The sequence below is a fragment of the Psychrobacillus sp. L3 genome (assembly GCF_042945595.1).
Lineage (GTDB): Bacteria > Bacillota > Bacilli > Bacillales_A > Planococcaceae > Psychrobacillus.
Genome location: NZ_CP168493.1, coordinates 978150 through 998096, shown reverse-complemented (window position 1 = coordinate 998096; position 19947 = coordinate 978150). Strand labels below are relative to the sequence as shown.

Here is a 19947-nt window from a genome sequence, read left to right as displayed (position 1 = left end):
ATATGTTATTGTAAAATGGATAATTGGGTTGTTTGTACTTTTTGCGTTTCGCGTACAAATGCGGTTACGCCAGTTCTTGTTAGCTCTTTAATGCCATAAGGCTTGAGCAAATCTATAAATGCATCAATCTTTTCGGGATGACCTGTCACCTGGAATGTTACGACATTTTTTCCTGTGTCGATGGTAGCAGCTCGGAATGGTTCAACAATACTATTAATCTCCGCTCTCACTGCTGGTGGCGACACGACTTTCACGAGCGCCAGCTCCCGCACAACAATTGACTTCTCTGAGATATCATTTACTTTTAACACATCTACTTGTTTTTGAAGCTGTTTTAACAATTGTTCTAGCTTTTGTTCGTCTTCCACATTTACGACAAACGTCATTTTCGAAATTTGCGGTTGTTCCGTATGCCCTACTGTAATGCTTTCAATATTGAACTGACGCTTCATGAGTAGGCCAGTTACTCGATTTAAAACACCGCTTTGATTTAACACGGTTACCGTAATAATTCGTTTCATTCGGCCTTCACTCCAATCATTTCATGTAGTCCTTTACCTGGAGCAACCATTGGAAAGACACTTTCTTTTTGAACAACTCGACAATCGATTAATACTGGCTCATCTGATGCAAGCGCTTCTTTTAACTGCACTTTTGCTTCTTCATATGTTTCGATTTTGTATCCTTTAATATCATAAGCTTCTGCAAGTTTTACAAAGTCTGGTTGGATTGGCATCAAAGATTGCGAATAACGCTCTTCATGGAAAGTTTCTTGCCACTGGCGAACCATTCCAAGTGCTTGATTGTTTAAAATGATTACTTTTACGGGAATACGCATTTCCTGAAGCAGCGATAATTCTTGAAGTGTCATTTGGAATCCTGCATCTCCAACTATCGACACAACTTTTGCATCCGGTTTAGCTATCTGTGCTCCAATCGCTGCTGGGAAACCGAATCCCATCGTACCAAGTCCACCAGAAGTAACCCAGTTATGCGGCTGATTGAATTTATAATACTGTGCCGTCCACATTTGATGTTGCCCAACGTCAGTCGTCACAACTGCATCTCCATTTGTGTATTCGTGCACCAGTTCCAACACTTGCTGTGGAAGTAAACCTCTTTCTTCACTTGCTTCATAAAATAAAGGATACTGGGCTTGATTCACATGTAAACTTTCTAACCATGCTGCTGTATTCCCATTTGGAGCATTTTGTTCTAATAGTGCAGTTAATGCTTCTTTCGCATCTGCTACAATCGGAATTTCTGTGTGTACATTTTTGCCAATTTCAGCAGGATCTATATCGATATGAATCACTTTTGCATTCGGTGCAAAGTAAGCTAAGTTACCAGTTAAACGGTCATCAAATCGTGCTCCGACATTGATCAGTAAATCACATGTTTGAATGGCCATATTTGCTGTATACGTTCCGTGCATTCCTGCCATCCCTAAAAATAGTGGATGATTTCCTCCGATGCCTCCAAGTCCCAAAAGCGTATTTGTAATCGGAATTTGATATTTCTCCGCAAATTCTGCTAGTTGGTCAGATGCTTTTGCAAACAATACTCCTGCACCTGCAAGGATAAGTGGTTGGTTTGCTTTTGAAATAGCTTTCGCTGCTTTTTGTATTTGTAAAAAGTTTGGTGTTGTCGTCGGTTGATAACCAGGAAGATTTACTTCATTCGTGTTATCTTCATTCGTAACAAATATGCTTGTTGCCATGTTTTTTGGAATATCTACGACGACTGGTCCTGGACGACCTGTGGAAGCAATATGAAAAGCTTCGTTAATAATTCTAGGAAAATCAGCTACATCTTTTACTTGGTAATTATGTTTCGTTATTGGTTGCGTGATGCCGATTATATCCGCTTCCTGAAAAGCATCTGTCCCGATAACGGTAGTTGCAACTTGCCCAGTAAACACTACGAGTGGAATCGAATCCATCATCGCATCAGCAATTCCAGTTACAACATTTGTAGCTCCGGGACCAGACGTCGCAATCACGACCCCTACCTTCCCCGAAACACGTGCATAGCCCTCTGCCGCGTGGATTGCTCCTTGTTCATGACGAGCTAAAATATGTCGAATTGGATTTTTATGTAGCGCATCGTAAATCGGTAATACAGCACCACCCGGATACCCAAAAACTACTTCAACCTGATGCTGTTTCAATGTTTTGATAAAAACATCTGCCCCGTTCAATTGTTTAGGAACTTCCGCCGTTTCGGGCTCTTCATACATTTCAACTGTTTCTTCAACGGTTACCTTCATCATCATTTCCTCCTTTTTATTCAAGTCGTCCAGTTACACTATTTAGAAACAAAGAAAAGAATTTCTCCCCACACAAAGAAACCTTCGTTCTTTTGTATAGGGATGAAATTCTTTTCATGGTACCACCCTAGTTCGCAGCGCAACCGCTACCTCGCAGACAACCAGCAAATGCCAGCCAGCCATTTATAACGAGAGTAGCTCTTTACTACACCCGGAAGTATCTAAAAGGTTTCCCGTTCAATACTTCACTCCGAGGGGATGTCGCTAAAGGTTGTATTGCCGGTTCCCAGCTTCACCGGCTCTCTGTAAATACAAGTTTCCTCTAACTTTTGCCTCATCAATGATTTGGTTTATTAGATTTTCATTACTCCACCTGTGCTTGCAGATGTGACGAGCTTCGAATATCTTGCTAAATAGCCTTTTTTAATTTTTGGTTCGAATGGTTGTAAGTTTTCTTTTCTTTTAGCTAATTCTTCTTCGCTAACTAGTAACTCTATCGTTCTATTTGTTAGATCAATAGAGATAATGTCATCGTTCTCTACTAATGCAATTGGTCCACCATCTGCCGCTTCCGGAGAAATATGTCCAATGGAAATTCCTCGAGATGCTCCGGAGAAACGACCGTCTGTGATGAGTGCCACTTTCGTTCCTAATCCGCGACCTTGAATCGCTGATGTTGGAGCAAGCATTTCCGGCATCCCCGGCCCACCTTTCGGACCTTCATAACGAATGACTACTACATGACCAGCTTGCACATTCCCGTTATCAATTGCTTCTTGGGATGCTTCTTGTGACTCAAACACAATTGCTTTACCCGTAAATTCTTTAATGGAAGGATCTACAGCCCCTACTTTAATTACCCCACCTTCAGGAGCAATATTTCCGAAAAGGACGGATAAGCCACCTACAGGACTATATGGATTTTCTTTTCTGCGTATGACTTGATCATTCGTAATCTCGGAATCTTTCACATTTTCGTAGAGTGTCTTACCAGTAATCGTTAATCGATCAGGGTGAACCGCTCCTGGAATCTCACAAAGTTCTTTTATAATGGCACTAACCCCTCCTGCAAGATGTACATCGTGCATGGAGTAATCAGAAGCTGGCATTATTTTGGATAAATAAGGAATACGCTTTGCTACTTCATTTATTTCTTTCACGTCGTATTCGATTTCCGCTTCATGCGCAATTGCTAGTGTGTGGAGAACCGTATTTGTCGAACCACCCATTGCCATATCAAGCGCAAATGCATCATCAATTGTTTCTTTTGTAATCAAATCTCTTGGCTTCACATCTTCTTTAATCATTCGTACTAAATGATGTGCAGCTTCTTTTATAAGTCGATGACGTTCATCTGACGTTGCAACAATCGTACCGTTACCCGGTAATGCGACACCGAGCATTTCCATTAAAGAGTTCATCGAGTTCGCTGTGAACATCCCCGAACACGAACCACATGTTGGACATGCATTTTGTTCGATATCGAGCAGTTGTTCCGCTGACATAGATCCGTTCTTATACGAACCGACCCCTTCAAAAACAGATGTTAAGGAAAGTTGTTTTCCGTCAGCTGACGTTCCAGCTTCCATCGGACCACCCGAAACAAATACAGAAGGGACATTCGTTCTTACTGCCGCCATCAACATACCAGGTGTGATTTTGTCACAGTTCGGAATGTAAAACACCCCATCAAACCAGTGTGCATTAATAACCGTTTCCGCAGAATCAGCAATCAATTCACGACTCGGAAGTGAATACCTCATCCCGATATGCCCCATTGCAATCCCATCATCTACACCAATCGTGTTGAACTCAAATGGAATTCCACCAGCTTCACGAATAGCCTCTTTCACGACCTCTGCAAACTTATTCAAATGCATATGACCTGGAATAATATCAATATAAGAGTTACAAACACCAATAAATGGCTTATCTAAATCTTTCGTCTTCACTCCAGTCGCATAAAGTAAACTACGATGAGGAGCACGATCAACGCCCTTTTTAATCATGTCACTTCTCAATTTCAATCGCCCCTATACTTACCGTTTATGTAGTGTTTCACTTTGTATTTTTTTATTTTTCGATTGTGAATTTTCTCACAATCTTTTATATATTGTTGCTATCATATCGCCTTTAAAATGGGGAGTCAATACCCTTTTTAAAAATAATCAGTTAGTTTTGAATATTCTTTTATTATGTAATCGCTTACATCTGCGATATATCGCATTTTGTATGCAGAAAAATAATTATGAACATTTTGTTAAAGTAAATAGGAATAGAGAGTTAAGGGGGAGCATATGGGAGCGAAACTGAAGAAGCCCATATAAATCTACTTAGCTAGAAAGAGCAGTCCAATAAGTAAGAAAATCGTTGAAACGGCTCCCTTTCCGCTGGCGTTGCTTCAGCCTCCTCGCTGCGCTGCGGGGTCTTCAGCTAACACTATTCCCGCAGGAGTGTCGTCTTTTTCAACGATTTTCTAGAAATTAATAACTAGAGTAGAGGTTAGAAGTACTTTTTCAGTGCCTCCGCAAATTCAATGCGTGCTAACACCTCGTCTACCGCACTTCACAAGTTCAGGGATCCAAATCGCAAGGACATATCCAAGTAACGCAAATTCACCTATCCAACTACCACAATTAATAAAAAAAAGACCCTCTCTCATTTACGAGAAAGAGTCCACTACCAAATATTTGGTTTTGCAACCATCAACCAAAGCATAATTAATAACAAGAAAATGTATTGCCAAACAGAAAAACGTAATCTCTGAATAAGTACGTTTGAATCTATTATCCCTGCATTGAATTGTCGAATTTTCGGCTTAAATGCCCTTGCAAGAAAAACAATTGAACTAATCATCACAACAAGCGTCATGACTACCCAAGATGTGGACCATGGCCAATTCCCCTGCCAAACTAGTAGAATTCCGGATACGACTAGTACATGTCCAGCATGCTTCACAATTCGGATTGCAGTTTGAAAAACTTCTATTTGCGAAACAAGCACTTCTCCATTTTTCCCTTTCATTTGATTTAATACAACAAATAGAACAAAGAAAGGGCCGATAGAAAGAATTGAACTTAATATATGAATGAAAACAATTGATTTGTACATAGAATTTATCACCTACGCTTATTATACGTTATTCCATAGACTCTTATTGTGTCGAATAGAGGAAAATATCTACTTTGAGATTTACTTTTGCAAGTTTAATAGTGCAATGCGCAATACTTTACTTATTCGCAACATTATCTCTCTCATGCGCAATATACGAATAAGCAATACCTATTTTCGCGTAAAAACGCCCCCAATTCACAAGAATTGAAGGCGTTTATTATTAAATAGATTAGATTTTAAAGTGACTTACATTGTTTTGAAGAGTTTCTGCAAGATCTGTTAATGACTGTGCACTTGCAGTAATTTCTTCATTCGCGGCAAGTTGCTCTTCGGTAGCTGCACTTGTATCATTTGCGCCGTCTGCTGCAATAGCCGCAAGACGTTGAACTTCGAGTGACCCTTCTGAAACGGATTCTGCCATTGCTTGAATTTGCTCGATCGCGGCGGAAACAGATTCCACTCTGATACCAACCTCTCCAACTGCCGTTTCGATTTCTTTAAATACATCCATGGATTCCGTTGTTTTCGAAAGTCCTTCGTCTACTTTAACTTCACCCTCTGTGATCGCTTTTACCGCGTCATTGGAAGCAGATTGAATGACTTGAACCATTGAAGCGATTTCCGTTGCAGAGTTTTTAGATTGTTCGGCAAGTTTACGAACTTCCTCGGCCACAACTGCAAAACCTTTCCCATACTCTCCAGCCCGTGCCGCTTCAATAGCCGCATTTAAAGCAAGCAAATTGGTTTGTTCGGAAATATCTGTAATGAGCGAAGTAATGCTTTGAATATCATTCGAATGCTTCGCCATGTTATTCATGATAATTGTCGTGTCTACAAATGTTGTATGAATTGTATTCATTTGGGCAGCTACTTCTTGCACTACTCCGGAACCTTTTTTCACTAATTTTTGGACGTCATCTGCAGCATGTAACATTTCTTCATTGCTTATTGAAATTTGTCCAACACCTTGGGTCAATTCAGTCATCGATTGTACAGAAGAATCCATATAACGCACTTGTTGTTCACTTGTTACCATTTGTTCTTCGGCAGATTTCGCTACCATTTGAGAAGAAGCAAGACTTTCTTCTGAACTCGCAGATAACTCCTCGGCGTTCGATGCAAGCTGCATAGAAGAATCTCTAACACTTGCCACGATCTCACGAAGATCATTCGACATCGTGTTAAATGCAGTTGCCATCTCTCCCACTTCATCTTTATTTTTAATGATAATCGGTTCTATCAATAAATTGCCATTCGCAATCTCTGCCATTCCAGCAGTAACGCTTTTAACTGGACGTGAAATACTTCTACTAATAAAATAAGCTAAAATAATGCCTAATAGCACTCCTACGATAGACAACGCAATGACAAATCTAGTAGAGGCTGCTTCAAATATATTTAAATCTGCTCTCGTTTTGTTCATATCATCTTGCATAAATTGTTCCAACTCTTTTAAAATTTTGAGCATATTGGCACTAACCGTTTTCGCCTCGGATGTGAGTTTATTAATTTTCAAACCGTTATTATCCATTTTGGCAGCAATAAGGTCATCATTTATTTTTGAAAACATATTCATTTTCTTATCGAAATCATCCATCATTGCAATTGTTTCAGGAGAAAACAAATTACTTCTTAACTCTTGTGCTAATTCTTTTGTTAATGTTTCATTTTCTTTAATGCCTTTTTTCGCTGCATCTGTTGTAAATAACAAATAATCCATTAACTCTCTCGTTGCATCCTTTTGAGCTATTCCAATTTCTTTGGCAACATTAATTTTCATTACTCGATCATCCAATAAAAATCGGTATCTACTACTAACATCGATCATTGTCCAAATCGTTACAACGGAAGTAATAATTAATAATAGTAAAATAGCAGAAAAACCAAGCCACATCTTTTTGCCGATGGTCCACTTCATAAGAATCCCTACTTTCTAATTCACACTTACTGCGTGAAATCTTTTAAATGAAACAAAATGTTCCTTCCAATAAGGTAAATCTAAAGTTGCCTTTTCTACACCCTTTGTTCCTGCATGAATAAATTCATTATTTCCTATGTAGATTCCCATATGGGAAATCCCTACACCGTATGTATTCTCAAAAAAAACTAAATCTCCGACAAGTGGATTGGAAACACTAGCACTACTATTAAAATAACTTTCGCTACTTTGGCGACTAATCTTCAACCCCGCTTGTGTATAAACAAAATAAATAAATCCACTACAATCAAAACCAGCCATTGTAATTCCTGCATTCAAATACGGGATACCTTCCATGCGTCCTGCAAATTCTACTGCTAAATTATAAATGGCTTGTCCATTTGAAGATAGTTGCTTCGCTTCATCAAGTAGAGGAGCAGGACTCGTAATTAGTTGTTCGGCTTTTACTTGAACCGGTTGCACAATCGGTTCAGTTTTAATAGGAGCCACAGGTTTAGCAGCTGCTACCGTTTGCGGTGCTTTAATCGTTGTCTTACCAATGATAGGCTTTTGGACGATTAACTTTTGCTTCACGAAAATACTATCTTTCGTCAGCTTATTCCATATAAGCAAGTCGTTCACAGTTTTCTTATATGTTTTGGCAATACTTGTTAAAGAATCCCCTTTTTTTACTTCATACAAAGTGTCAGCACTTGCTGTCGCTTCGAACGAAAACATCAGTACTGCTACTAAAAGCACTTTTTTAAACATATCGAACCTCCTTCTATTTTACTAGTAAGTTAATGATAACATTAACTTACTAATATCTCACTACTATTTTGTAAAGATATTGCCCAGGAAATATCAATATAGTTCTTCTATTTTTTTGATGTTTAAAGGCTTCGAAAAATAAAAACCTTGCAATTCGTGACATCCTAACATCTTAAGTTTTTCCCATTGCTCGATTGATTCCACACCTTCACTAACCACTCTTAACGAAAGTTGCTTCGCAAGATTAATAATTGTCTTTGTAATGCTTAAACTTTTTTCATTACTTGCAATTTCTTTAATAAACTGACGATCAATTTTAATTTCTGATATAGGGAAATGCTGTAAATAAACAAAAGCAGAAAACCCTGTACCAAAGTCGTCAATGCTAACAGAAAACCCTAACTCATTTAAATAATGGATTCGTTCCTTTACTGTTTCAAATTCCATCATAGCAACGCTTTCCGTAATCTCAATAACTAATTGGTCTGGAGAAACTTTGTAATAATCTATTTGACTCAACAAGTACTTAGGAAAGTCATTATGCAAAAAATGTCGAGATGAAATATTAATAGAAATTGTATAATGTTTGCGGTGTCCTTCATTCCACAAAGACAATTGTTTCACTGCCTGGGTAATAACCCATTCACCGAGCGGTATTATTAAACCAGTCGATTCTGCAATTGGAATAAACTCTATTGGTCTTCTAATACCAAGTTTTGGATGATTCCACCTTATAAGCGCTTCAAAACCAGCGACTAATCCGTCCTCACAGTTCACTTTTGGTTGATAGTATAGTTCGAACTCATTAGATTCTATACCTTTTCGAAGATTCATCTCGGTATGCAAATCGTTAGACATCGATGTATACATTTCAGGTCGGTAAAAAGTTTGTGCATTTCTTGAAAATTTCTTTCTCCCATTATTTAAAGCTATTTGTGCTGCATTTAAACAAGTTTTCGCGTTTTTTCCATGCTGTGGGAATTGGCTGAAACCAATAGAATAGGTTAAATATACTTCTTGATCACCCACCATTATTTGCCGAGCAAGTGCCTCGTCAACTTTATCATAATATCCCTTACCCATTCGTGGTTCATTAGCTGTATCAAAATAAACAGCAAAATGATCAAAACCAATCCTTGCAGTTAAATAAGGTGCAGGAAATAGCGTTTGAATTCGCAATGCTACCACTTTTAAAACTTCATCCGCTCCATCAATACCAAGTACATCTTGAATATCTTGAAAATGGTCGATTTTAAGGTAAATAAAGTAGGTTTCCATTGTTTCGACAACTTTTGTCATTCTTTCCGTTGTTTCTTCTAAAAAGGAAGTTAAATTTCTAAGGCCTGTCAATGAGTCTATCGTTACAAGCTTTTTATATGAATCTCTTTCCACTAGTAGCATGATAGAGTGAACAATCGATGGAAGTACATATAATTCATCTTTCGACCATTCTCTTCGAGTCGAGCATCGAATACTAAATACTCCATGAAAGTCATTCAGATTAGTAAGCTTTAACTCTAAACGATTAGGAAGTATAGATGTTTGAAGAATACGCTCGTCCATTTGCTCTTCTGACCAAAAATGCTCTTCTTTTATTAAATCGAAATAACGTGGATAATCTTTTTGGCACAGCTGTAAAACACCATTATGAATAGAAGAGGCGATACTAGTAAGCGTAGAGCAATCACTAGAAAGCTTCCAAATAGACACTTGATCCACTCCTAAGAGCATCGACGATTTATGACAAATTTCTTCTAAAGCCTCATATAGAGATAAATTATACAATTGCCCCATATCCAACATTTGATCAAGCATCTTCCGATTCCGATTCTTTCCGCTATCTACTTTTAAGTTTACTAAAGTATTCATATTGCAAAATACCCCCTTCCTTTTGAGGAAAATATTACTACAATTGTATTATGTATTTATTAGAATAGTAAGTCTTTTTGTATGAATTTGTAGAATGTTGAGTAATTATGTAAATTATATAGAAGTGTTGATTTAAAATAGAGTACTACAACTATTCACATAATAATAAGCAAAAAACACCGACTTCCAATAAAGCAAGTCGGTGTTTATTTCATTTCTTATTATCAAAATACATGCCATCTATTGTTTGAGTTGCTGCATATGGGTTAGAGTATGAACTCTCATGCCGTTTCTTTTGTTGGAGATCTTTTATATCCCCTTTTACTGCATCCATTACTTTTTCCAATCGCTTGTTAATGTCTTGATCTAACTCAATTAATCGATCATAAAGGGCATGGGAGGAAAATGATGACATATCTAATGCCTCAATAGCCTTCTCCCGTTCATCTAACAAAAAGTTGATTTGTTCGATAAACTCTGTACGTTCATCATCAGTTGGAATAGAAGTAAGGTGAGAATAAAGCTTTTCAGATGCTTCTAAAAATTGCTCCACTTCAACCATTATGCCTGGTCTCCAGAAAATTGCTTTTGGCGATTTACCTGAATAACTTGTTTCCAAGTATCTCGAAATTCAAGCGCATATCCCTCTACTTCTTCAATGATGTTTACATCATTTTTTATATTTGCATCGATTAAACGGTGGTTCATATATTCATACATTTGCATCATAGACTTTGATATTTCAATATTCATATTCAATGTCACCATCAGCTCTTGTATAATTTTTTGAGCCTTTTGCAGGTTAATGTTTTTTTCTTGGACATTTTTTTCAGTAATAGCGAGTTTCGCTTTCCCTAAAAACTTTAAGCACCCATTATAAAGCATTAACGTTAATTCTCCAGGTGATGCAGTGCTCACACTATTATTTTTATAAGCTTGGTGAACCGATTGTGCTGACAATTTGATACATCTCCTTTATCGTAAATCTTAAAACTATTCAATTATTGGTTATTACCAAATTGTGAAAGGTATGAAGATTGATTATTAGCTTTGCTAATTGCTTTCTCCATAGCAGTGAATTGTTTCCAATAACGAGCTTCCATATCTTCTAATCGGCGTTGGAAGCTTGTGATACGAGTATTCATGTCGATTAAGCTTTTACCGATTGTGTATTGTTGGTCTGTAACAGTGGCCTTACCTGCCTTTGTTTCGATCTTTATTGTAAATTGTTTCATGGAATCACGAAGTCGTTTAACAATACCACGAGTGTCTCCATCTGGAGTTTTTCCTCCTGGTTGAGTCAACGTTTTTACAACTTGATCTGGGTTTTCTGTTAAAGCTTTTCGCAATTTATCTTCATCAACTACTAGTTTCCCACCATCTGAATAATTGCTAGAAGTAGTAATTCCCATCTGAGCAAGTGTATTGATTACACCTTTTTCATCGCCAAGACGACCATAAATTGCATCACGCATTCCTGATAATCCACTACTTACAATAGAATCACTACGTAAAAGACCACTTTTTGCTTTTTCATCCCATAGTTTTTGTTCGTTTTCCGACATATCTTTACGTTGTTCATCAGTTAAAGGAGGAAAATCGCGATATACCTTTTCTTTTAATGAATCATTCATTCCAGAAATAAGTTCATTATACTTGTCCACGAACTCTTTTACTTTGTCGACCATGGAGTCAATGTCCGTTTCAGACTTTAATTGAACTGCTGCAACAGTTGGAGGTTTTGGATTCACTGGATCTACAACATTAAACGTCGATTTAAGCGTTACATTATATCCCGATATCGTAAAAGTATTAGAAGAACGCTCCGTTTCAAGACCATTTACTTGAAACTTAGCATTTGTACCAGCTTTTAATTTTGTTGAAAGGTCTAAACCTAATTTACCAAAAACACCAGCACTATCTGTAACTTGAATTGCATCTTTACCAGCAATATCACCAGTATTTTTAGCAGTGATAGAAAGCTTACCATCTTCAAATAGTGCGGTAACACCAGCGTTACTGCTATTAATTTTAGAAACAACTTGATCAATTGTATCAGTAGGATTTATAGTAACATTTGTTACACCAGCAGCCATAGTACCATCTGATTGAATGGCTTTTAAAGATATTATAGTTGAAGGACCAGCAATCCCAAGGTCGCTCATTTTAGTGGTATTAGTATAGGTTGTCTTATCACCAACTGCTCTTGCAGCCGTTGCTAATTGGGATACACTTTCAATAGATAGAGTCCCAGAAGCACTTGAATTTGCAGTTGCACTTACTAAATCAGAGTTGGAATTCGTTACCTTCTTTTTATTAAAACTACTAGATAATAAAAAGTTATCCGACAAGTACGCATCAAATGTTTTTAATTTTGTATTAATCGTACGGTATGAATCTCGCTGCCATTCAAATGTAATTTTCTTTTGTAATAATTTATCAAGTGGAATACGTTGTGCTTTCATCAAATCCTTAACGATTTGATCGATATCCATTCCTGATGCTAATCCGCCTATTCTCATTGGGCTTGCCATTATAAAAACCTCCTAAATTTTCTCGTCTACTATCATACCTACAAATTTTTGCATCGAGTAGAATGCATCTAACAATTTACGAGGAGGTACTTCTCTTATAACCTCGTCCGTATCCGCATCCACAACTTCTACATAATAACGTTCTAAGCCATCATGTAAAACGAATTTGGAATTGTGATTTTGAATTGTCATAAATTCATTTAATGCATCCACTGCTTTTTGCACTTTATCTTTCGGTATACCGTCTTTTTCGTTCGCTTTTTGTTCTGCTTGCATGATTTGTTTCAGAGAATCTTCCACTACATTTGTTTTTGTTGTTTCCACTACCACCTCTTGCTTTGGCAGTGAAACAACAGCAACATCCTTTGTTTGTACCTGTGCTGATATACGCATCTTTGGCCTTCCCCCTATGCTCACAATGTTCTTACTAACACTATCGGCATTTTTTTAGAAATTTTCACTTTCTAGCAAAATTTTCATATAATCTGTCGATAATAAGTATGTAAAGAAAATAAATTCACATGGAGGTGAATGAATTGCAAATACAAAACCAGGCATGGATATCCTTCTCTACTAATAGGTATCAGAAAAATGATAGTGCAATAACTAGAACTCTTGAAAAGCTTTCCGGTGGGGATAAGTTAACTCGTGCAGCTGATAACGCATCCGGTTTGTCCATTTCAGAAACGATGCGAGGCCAGATTAAAGGACTTGCACGCGCTCAACAGAACATGCAAGATGGAATATCTGTTTTAGAAGTAACGGACTCCGGTCTGCAACATGTAAGTAATGTTCTTCAACGAGTTCGAGAACTAGCAGTCCAAAGTTCATCAGATACTGTTACTGATGAAGATCGTGTAACAACACAAAAAGAATTAGATCAACTACTCCAGTCAATTGATGACACCGCAGATAAAATGGAGTTTAATACTCAAAATATTCTTGGTAATGTCCGACCACTGTACATACATGTCGGTGCGAACTCTGGGCAAACCTTGCGAATCGATACTGTAAACGTCAGCACATCCCAACTTGGTCTTGCGATCGCTGAACTAACTACTCAAGAAAAAGCCAATGATCTAATTACAAAAGTAGATAAAGCTCAGACAATCATTTCTAATCATTTGGCAAACACTGGATCAGATTACGAGTCACTTTCTCATCATAAAGATAACGTTTCAAACACAGAAATAAGCTTGCAAAAAACAGAATCCCTCATTCGAGATCCAGATATGGCACTTGAAATGATGGAGTTTGTGAAACAAGGAATCCGCCAAAAAGGCGATGAATTGCTGATAAAACAAACAAATCAGAATGTAAGTGATGTACTGCGGTTATTTCAGTAATCAAAAATACCAAACTTCGAGCAACTTCTCGACAGTTTGGTATTTTTGTTTTTTTGAACGAATAAATGTCTTTCATTGGATAATTACTTTAATATTTGCAAAATTAATTGAGACATCTGATTTGCTTGTACAGACATTGCCTGTGATGCTTGCAAAATGATTTGATTCTTTTTTAATTTTGTAATCTCATTTGATAAATCTAGGTCCCTTAATTGCGATTCAGCAGCTGTTAAATTAGCTTTATAATTAGTAACAATCTTCCCGATATGTTCCAAAGCGTTTTGATAAGAGCCATATTTCGTTCTTTCTGATGATATAAGATTCATAGCCTCATCAGTTTTCATTATTGCAAGATTAGCATTGTTATTGGATAGGACATTAATATTATTTATTCCCAGTTTATAATAATTCATCAACTCACATAAGAAACTTCTTTCAACATTCAAGGTACATAGAACTAATTAAATTATAGGTAATAAAGCCTATTAATACAACAAAATATTGTTAGCTATTCTATAGTGTATTTAGAAAAAATAAGCGTTAAATACTCCCTATCTATAAATCAGATGGGAGTATGCATCAAATAACTTTTTATATAATATTCTCCGTTATTTGCGACAACACCCGCACCTTCTCGATTGTCACAGGTTTAACAGAATGGAAGCTGAACATCGTCATCTCTTTGAAATACCTATATTATACCTTAATTTCCACTATGTGTATTCGCCACTAATAACCTTGCCTACGTTTGAAAAAATTCTTTCAAAGGAATTACTTAGAAAAAAACAAAGCCTTGAAAACAGTCAATTAACTACTGTTTTCAAGGCTTTCACTACATCTGCTACATCATTATCCGTCATCCCCGGAAATATCGGCAAGGTCAAAGCTTGCTCGTACCATTCTTCTGCTTTTGGACAAATACCTTTTTCATATCCCAATTCTTGATAATACGGATGCCAATACACTGGAATATAGTGGACATGAACACCAATATTTAAAGCGCGCATTTCTTCAAATATTTCTTTTCGTGACTTACTTAGTTCATCGCTGTCTAACTGAATTGAATACAAATGCCATCCGGATTTCGTATTTTCTAACTGAAATGGTATGCCGACGCCAGATACATCATTTAATAATTCATCATAAAGTGCTGCAATCTCACGACGGCGCTCAATAAAGGATTCTAGCTTATGCATTTGCGAAACGCCAAGTGCCGCTTGTAAATCCGTCATCCGGTAATTATAGCCTAAATCTACCATTTCGTAATACCATGCGCCCTGTTCCTCTGCATAAGCTGTCTGTGTGATACCATGACTTCGGAATAATTTTAGTTTTTCATAATATTCTTCATTATTTGTGACAATAACGCCACCTTCAGCTGTTGTCACAGGTTTTACAGGATGGAAACTGAACATCGTCATGTCTGCTAGAGTTCCAACCTTTTTACCTTTGTAGTCAGCACCTAAAGAGTGCGCACTATCCTCGATGACAACCAAATTATGCTTCTTCGCAATCTCCATAATCGCATCCATATCCGCAGGCTGCCCTGTAAAATCGACTGGAATAATTGCTTTTGTTTTAGTGGTAATTTTGCGCTCAATATCAATGGGATCAATATTGTAAGTCTTATTGTCAATATCTGCAAACACTGCAGTTCCACCCATGTAACGGATGCAATTCGCACTTGCTGCAAACGTAAGTGGTGTAGTAATAGCCTCATCACTTTCGCCAATCCCAGCTGCATAACAAGCACCATGCAATGCGGCTGTACCGTTTGAAAATGCAACACCATACTTCGCACCAACATAATCAGCAACAGCTTTTTCAAATTCTGCAATAGTTGGACCAGTCGTTAAAAAAGGAGAGCGTAGCGTGCTTACTACTGCTTGAATATCTTCGTCATCAATGAATTGATGACCGTATGGCAAGAAATCATTTCTTTTTTCCATGTTTCTACTCTCCTTTGCTAAACGCAGAAATAAGTGTTGGTTCAATTTTTTTTAGCTTACCATCTAAAAATTGATCAACGATATCATTGTTATAGGTGTTATAGACGAATCTTAAATGCTGAGGCATCCAATCCGTTCCTATCCATAGCTTTCCGTTTCCTTTTTGAGGTGTATATCTTATATTTTCTAATTCAATTGTTGTTACGATTTGTGCTAAATCTTTAGCTGCTTGAATTACAGCCTTACATGCAACATCATGTAAACCATCACCGTGTGCTAACTCTGGTACAGAATGGTGTACAATGTCACCAGCATCTAGTCGAGATGATAATCGGTGTATCGTCATACCAGCCCAATTTGGTTTTAACAGAAAGAATGGCCAAAACAAAGTTGTATTTCCTTTATACCAAGGCGATAATCCCCCATGTGTATTCCACGCGTTTTCAGGTAACGCTTCTAGAAGATCATCACCTAGTTTATGAACCCCATAACTAATCGCCAAATCAAAATGTTGATTTTTTACCCATTCAATTGTTTTTTCACTATTTAATTGTTGCATCGTTACTTCTAATGTAGGCAAACTAACTGAAACCTTGTCATTTCCTTTAAAATGTCTATGCTCTGCTTCATCACGCTCTTTAAAATGACGTATAAAATTTGTTCGATCAACTTCTTCTAAACTAGAAGGCGGTTGTGGAACAAACTCCTCTCTCTTTTCCATCACATGTGCCGTTACGAAGCCTGTTTTCACTAGTTCATTTACTAAATATAAATGTCTTGGATGGGAACCAGTTAATAATAATATTTTCATGATAGAATTTCTCCTTTTTCAAAAAACGGCCCTTCAATTAAATTATGCTCTTTTAAAGCATCAATCGAAATTGCATAATCCTCTAGAGGATAACCTAGAGTTTTTGCTAAATCGATTAATTGATGTTCTCCATCCGAGTAATTAAGTAAAGTTAATATTTGGTTTAACTGCTGGCGACTATCGAGGACTTTATTACTTGATCGACCTCTTAATGCTGGTGCATTTATATCTGGATACAGATCATATTTATCAAGCTTTGGCTCTCCAAAAGGCTTTTGATTTATATAATAGCCATTTAACTCTTGAAGCTTTAATATATATTCAATTTCATTTAAGCTATCTACTAATGCTTCAATGGTCATTACTTCTTTCGTATCTAACGAATTATGATAGCCGGAATATGCTCCATAAATCATTTTAGAAAATTGACCGACTGGTAAATTAAAACCTGGTGAACAATACTGCCTCTCGTCAGATCCATAAAGAGGTGTGAATGGACGAATTTGGAATTCTTTTTTTTCCTTATTCACAAGGTATTCCATTAAATCATTTAATGGTGCACCTTCGTTACGTGATTTTTTATAACTAAGCGGCATATCTTTGCCACCGAGGCAAGTTAACACAACACCTGAATGTAACTGTTCTTGTAATTCTCTACCGTGCTGATGAAGATATGTAATAGCTCCAATTGTTTCAGGAATAAAGACAAAACGATAAGAAAATTCACGATTCTCCCACTTTTTTAATCGATTGTATAAAAAAGATGCAACAATTGGTCCACTCAATTCATTGTTCGCCATGGATGGATGACAGATATATGTACTAATTAGGATTTCTTTCTTCGATTTCCCTGGCAAAATTGCATGAGCATAATTCAATTCACCATCAATCTTTTCACTATCAATATAAATTTGATAATTCCCATCTTTTAAACTGTCTAGTTGATTTTGCGACATACAAAATCCCCATCTTTCTTTGTAATAGGAAATTACATAAGGGACAGCTTCTGGTAAATGAGGCATCGTATGAATATTTTTCTTCAATTCCTCTAATGACAATACAGCATAAATCGGCTCGCTATAATTTACAACATGCAAATTGGAGTTTTTCATATTAATGATTTCGTTACCCTGCTCATCTTTAATCCAAGCCTCGCGAATGACCCACTCTTTCGGTATTTTCCAGTCAAAAACTTTTGTCCCAGTCTGTACCCCATGCATAGTTAATGGTATATATTCCTGCAAAATCTCAATGGTTTCGCGCACGCCTGCACCTGTAATGCTTCGGCATATCGGAAAGAGTCGATCAAATAATTCATTCATTTCTTTTAACTCGGTCACATTAATAACTCCCAACTCAATGGTGTTCCTTTTTTCACGTCTTGTTTTATCGTTTTTCCAAGTACTATATCGAAATACTTTGTCGATAATCCAAGACCTGGTCGCACATTGCGAAGATTTTCAAAGGTTAATAGATCTCCTGCTTTCATATCTTCACCAATATAAAGCGAACGTCGATATTCAAGGGACGGCTTTTCCGTCTCAGTTGGTCCATATTGTATATGGCCTAAGCTTTGCCAAGCACGCTCTGTTTCCTCTACAAGCATTTTCAGCTCATGAGGCTCCAGTGAAAAAGAAGAATCTACACCGCCTTCAGCACGGGAAGTAGTGAAATGTTTTTCAATAACCGTTGCACCCAGCGTCACGGCCGCAACAGATACGCCAACCCCCATCGTATGATCAGACAACCCAATTTCCGTATTAAAAAGCTCACGCATATGCGAAATTGTCGCTAAATTGGAGTTTGCTGGTGTTGCAGGATATGTGCTTGTGCATTTTAATAATACGATTTGGTCATTTCCTTCATTTCGAGCAGCACGAACTGCTTCGTCTAGTTCAGCTGCAGATGCCATTCCAGTTGAAATAATTAACGGCTTACCTGTACGCGCTACTTTTTTGATAAGCGGAATATCTACATTTTCAAACGATGCAATCTTATACGCTGGTACGTCCAAAGTTTCTAAAAAATCAACAGCAGTCTCATCAAACGGAGAGCTAAATGCTAATAAACCAAGCTCTTTTGCGCGATTAAAAATCGCCTCATGCCATTCCCAAGGCGTATACGCTTCTTTATATAAATTATAAAGCGACTGCCCCTTCCACAAATTTGTATCGGATGAGATAAAAAACTCATCTGTATGTACATCGAGCGTAATTGTGTCTGGAGTATATGTTTGCAATTTTAATGCATCAACACCTGCTTCACCAGCAAGCTCAACTAAATGCAAAGCACGCTCTAGCGACTGATTATGATTCCCAGACATTTCAGCTATAATGAAAGGCTTTGTGTGACGGCCAATTTCTTTGTTTCCAATTTGTATCATTTTATCATCTCCAATATTTCTTGTAGCCATGGGTTTGGCTGCCCTTTACTCGCTGTTAACTGTAATCCCCTATCACTCATCTGCATTAAATCAGTAAATTCTTTCGAAAGCCTATTGAATAAATCGACATAAGATGAAATGGCAACATCTTCATGCCAGCCAATATTCCAAACGGCACCTAATTCAGCGGCATATTCCGTTGCAATTCGTTGATTTTCCGCAACAATTGTACTTGATGAAGGAAGCCCTACATAGCAACGTTCCCAAGTAGTACTTCCCCCGGCACCTATCGAAAAATCTACTTGTAGCATAAGCTCAGCCATATAATCGATTTGGATGTGGCAATGAAAACCTAGCTCAGCGCAAATTGTTTGAATACGATCCTTATAGATATTTCCACTTCCTACAACAATGTGTACATTTTCAAAGGTCACTTTTGTTTCTTGAAGTGCAGTTAAAATTTTTAATGTTTCATTCGTGGGATCTGTTCCACCCATAAAAACGAGTAAGCTTTTTACTTTACCCGTTCGATTAGGCATGTCTTGACGAGCTGTTATAAATTCATCACGCATGATTAAATACTCGGGACCTAATAGTTGTACACAATGTGCTGGCACAAGTTCCTCATAACGCTTTTCAAATTGTGGCACTACATTTTGATCAAGTAGTAAATCACTGTTATGACGGCGGTTTGCTAAATCGTCAATGACCATTATTTTATTTGTATATGTACGTAATTTTTGTTCCCAAACCTCGTCAATATCATAATGATCAATGATATATAAATCCGCTAGTTCAAATGTAGTAATATTTCCAAATCCCTGTTCTCCCACAAAATCAATTAAATTTCCTTGTACCTCATGCATCATAAAACGCACATTAGCACCATGCTTTGTCAATTGATGCGCAATCGTCAAACAGCGCATTACATGTCCACTGCCGATTTCTGTTGAAGCGTCTGTACGAATAATAACCTTCTTCAT

Annotated in this window: 18 protein-coding genes; 1 reads left to right on the top strand and 17 read right to left on the bottom strand. The window is 37.3% G+C overall.

Going from position 1 to position 19947, the window contains the following annotated elements; translation table 11 throughout:
• Positions 1–5: 5 nt before the first annotated feature.
• The 11 genes from ilvN to ACEPXD_RS04625 all read right to left on the bottom strand — a co-directional run bounded on the left by ilvN (position 6) and on the right by ACEPXD_RS04625 (position 12868).
• Positions 6–521, bottom strand: a complete 516-nt coding sequence (gene ilvN, locus ACEPXD_RS04675; protein WP_151699143.1) for an acetolactate synthase small subunit — start codon at positions 519–521, stop codon at positions 6–8.
• Positions 518–2239 carry an acetolactate synthase large subunit gene (gene ilvB, locus ACEPXD_RS04670; protein ID WP_391123009.1) on the bottom strand — a complete coding sequence of 574 codons (1722 nt, stop codon included), beginning with the start codon at positions 2237–2239 and terminating at the stop codon, positions 518–520. Before ilvB ends, ilvN begins: the two co-directional genes overlap by 4 nt.
• Positions 2240–2622: 383 nt before the next feature.
• The gene (gene ilvD, locus ACEPXD_RS04665) at positions 2623–4290 is read right to left on the bottom strand and encodes a dihydroxy-acid dehydratase (RefSeq protein WP_391123006.1); all 1668 of its coding nucleotides are present in this window, start codon (positions 4288–4290) and stop codon (positions 2623–2625) included.
• A 658-nt stretch (positions 4291–4948) separates the two neighbouring features.
• Positions 4949–5380 carry a DUF2269 family protein gene (locus ACEPXD_RS04660; RefSeq protein WP_391120398.1) on the bottom strand — a complete coding sequence of 144 codons (432 nt, stop codon included), beginning with the start codon at positions 5378–5380 and terminating at the stop codon, positions 4949–4951.
• A 232-nt stretch (positions 5381–5612) separates the two neighbouring features.
• Positions 5613–7301: a methyl-accepting chemotaxis protein gene (locus tag ACEPXD_RS04655; protein WP_391120396.1), complete on the bottom strand. Its 1689-nt coding sequence runs from the start codon at positions 7299–7301 to the stop codon at positions 5613–5615.
• Between the two features lie 15 nt (positions 7302–7316).
• A complete protein-coding gene (locus ACEPXD_RS04650) occupies positions 7317–8072 on the bottom strand; it encodes an NlpC/P60 family protein (RefSeq protein ID WP_391120394.1) in 756 nt (251 codons plus the stop codon).
• 93 nt (positions 8073–8165) lie between these two features.
• Positions 8166–9941, bottom strand: coding sequence for a putative bifunctional diguanylate cyclase/phosphodiesterase (locus ACEPXD_RS04645; protein ID WP_391120392.1), 1776 nt, complete (start codon positions 9939–9941; stop codon positions 8166–8168).
• Between the two features lie 211 nt (positions 9942–10152).
• A complete protein-coding gene (locus ACEPXD_RS04640; RefSeq protein ID WP_391120390.1) occupies positions 10153–10560 on the bottom strand; it encodes a flagellar protein FliT in 408 nt (135 codons plus the stop codon).
• The gene (gene fliS, locus ACEPXD_RS04635; RefSeq protein WP_391120388.1) at positions 10503–10901 is read right to left on the bottom strand and encodes a flagellar export chaperone FliS; all 399 of its coding nucleotides are present in this window, start codon (positions 10899–10901) and stop codon (positions 10503–10505) included. The genes ACEPXD_RS04640 and fliS overlap by 58 nt, the downstream gene beginning before the upstream one ends.
• 41 nt (positions 10902–10942) lie before the next feature.
• The gene (locus tag ACEPXD_RS04630; RefSeq protein WP_391120386.1) at positions 10943–12475 is read right to left on the bottom strand and encodes a flagellar hook-associated protein 2; all 1533 of its coding nucleotides are present in this window, start codon (positions 12473–12475) and stop codon (positions 10943–10945) included.
• Positions 12476–12487: 12 nt separating this feature from the next.
• Positions 12488–12868, bottom strand: a complete 381-nt coding sequence (locus ACEPXD_RS04625; RefSeq protein ID WP_391120385.1) for a flagellar protein FlaG — start codon at positions 12866–12868, stop codon at positions 12488–12490.
• A 143-nt stretch (positions 12869–13011) separates the two neighbouring features.
• Here ACEPXD_RS04625 and ACEPXD_RS04620 point away from each other — a divergent pair, with 143 nt between their 5' ends.
• Positions 13012–13821 carry a flagellin gene (locus tag ACEPXD_RS04620; RefSeq protein WP_391120383.1) on the top strand — a complete coding sequence of 270 codons (810 nt, stop codon included), beginning with the start codon at positions 13012–13014 and terminating at the stop codon, positions 13819–13821.
• An 83-nt stretch (positions 13822–13904) separates the two neighbouring features.
• Here ACEPXD_RS04620 and ACEPXD_RS04615 read toward each other — a convergent pair whose 3' ends face one another.
• From ACEPXD_RS04615 to pseG, 6 genes are all read right to left on the bottom strand, one after another.
• The gene (locus tag ACEPXD_RS04615; RefSeq protein WP_391120381.1) at positions 13905–14234 is read right to left on the bottom strand and encodes a flagellin; all 330 of its coding nucleotides are present in this window, start codon (positions 14232–14234) and stop codon (positions 13905–13907) included.
• A 390-nt stretch (positions 14235–14624) separates the two neighbouring features.
• The gene (gene pseC / locus ACEPXD_RS04610; protein ID WP_391120379.1) at positions 14625–15770 is read right to left on the bottom strand and encodes a UDP-4-amino-4,6-dideoxy-N-acetyl-beta-L-altrosamine transaminase; all 1146 of its coding nucleotides are present in this window, start codon (positions 15768–15770) and stop codon (positions 14625–14627) included.
• 4 nt (positions 15771–15774) lie between these two features.
• Positions 15775–16581 carry a formyltransferase family protein gene (locus ACEPXD_RS04605; protein WP_391120377.1) on the bottom strand — a complete coding sequence of 269 codons (807 nt, stop codon included), beginning with the start codon at positions 16579–16581 and terminating at the stop codon, positions 15775–15777.
• The gene (locus ACEPXD_RS04600; RefSeq protein ID WP_391120375.1) at positions 16578–17921 is read right to left on the bottom strand and encodes a DUF4910 domain-containing protein; all 1344 of its coding nucleotides are present in this window, start codon (positions 17919–17921) and stop codon (positions 16578–16580) included. Before ACEPXD_RS04600 ends, ACEPXD_RS04605 begins: the two co-directional genes overlap by 4 nt.
• Positions 17918–18964, bottom strand: coding sequence for a pseudaminic acid synthase (gene pseI / locus ACEPXD_RS04595; RefSeq protein WP_391123003.1), 1047 nt, complete (start codon positions 18962–18964; stop codon positions 17918–17920). The genes ACEPXD_RS04600 and pseI overlap by 4 nt, the downstream gene beginning before the upstream one ends.
• The gene (gene pseG, locus ACEPXD_RS04590; RefSeq protein WP_391120373.1) at positions 18961–19947 is read right to left on the bottom strand and encodes a UDP-2,4-diacetamido-2,4,6-trideoxy-beta-L-altropyranose hydrolase; all 987 of its coding nucleotides are present in this window, start codon (positions 19945–19947) and stop codon (positions 18961–18963) included. The genes pseI and pseG overlap by 4 nt, the downstream gene beginning before the upstream one ends.

Coding starts and splice junctions, on each gene's coding strand:
- ilvN (WP_151699143.1), bottom strand. CDS start 521: ATGAAACGAATTATTACGGTAACCGTGTTAAATCAAAGCGGTGTTTTA.
- ilvB (WP_391123009.1), bottom strand. CDS start 2,239: ATGTATGAAGAGCCCGAAACGGCGGAAGTTCCTAAACAATTGAACGGG.
- ACEPXD_RS04660 (WP_391120398.1), bottom strand. CDS start 5,380: ATGTACAAATCAATTGTTTTCATTCATATATTAAGTTCAATTCTTTCT.
- ACEPXD_RS04655 (WP_391120396.1), bottom strand. CDS start 7,301: ATGAAGTGGACCATCGGCAAAAAGATGTGGCTTGGTTTTTCTGCTATT.
- ACEPXD_RS04650 (WP_391120394.1), bottom strand. CDS start 8,072: ATGTTTAAAAAAGTGCTTTTAGTAGCAGTACTGATGTTTTCGTTCGAA.
- ACEPXD_RS04645 (WP_391120392.1), bottom strand. CDS start 9,941: ATGAATACTTTAGTAAACTTAAAAGTAGATAGCGGAAAGAATCGGAAT.
- ACEPXD_RS04630 (WP_391120386.1), bottom strand. CDS start 12,475: ATGGCAAGCCCAATGAGAATAGGCGGATTAGCATCAGGAATGGATATC.
- ACEPXD_RS04625 (WP_391120385.1), bottom strand. CDS start 12,868: ATGCGTATATCAGCACAGGTACAAACAAAGGATGTTGCTGTTGTTTCA.
- ACEPXD_RS04615 (WP_391120381.1), bottom strand. CDS start 14,234: ATGAATTATTATAAACTGGGAATAAATAATATTAATGTCCTATCCAAT.
- pseC (WP_391120379.1), bottom strand. CDS start 15,770: ATGGAAAAAAGAAATGATTTCTTGCCATACGGTCATCAATTCATTGAT.
- ACEPXD_RS04605 (WP_391120377.1), bottom strand. CDS start 16,581: ATGAAAATATTATTATTAACTGGTTCCCATCCAAGACATTTATATTTA.
- pseI (WP_391123003.1), bottom strand. CDS start 18,964: ATGATACAAATTGGAAACAAAGAAATTGGCCGTCACACAAAGCCTTTC.
- pseG (WP_391120373.1), bottom strand. CDS start 19,947: ATGAAGAAGGTTATTATTCGTACAGACGCTTCAACAGAAATCGGCAGT.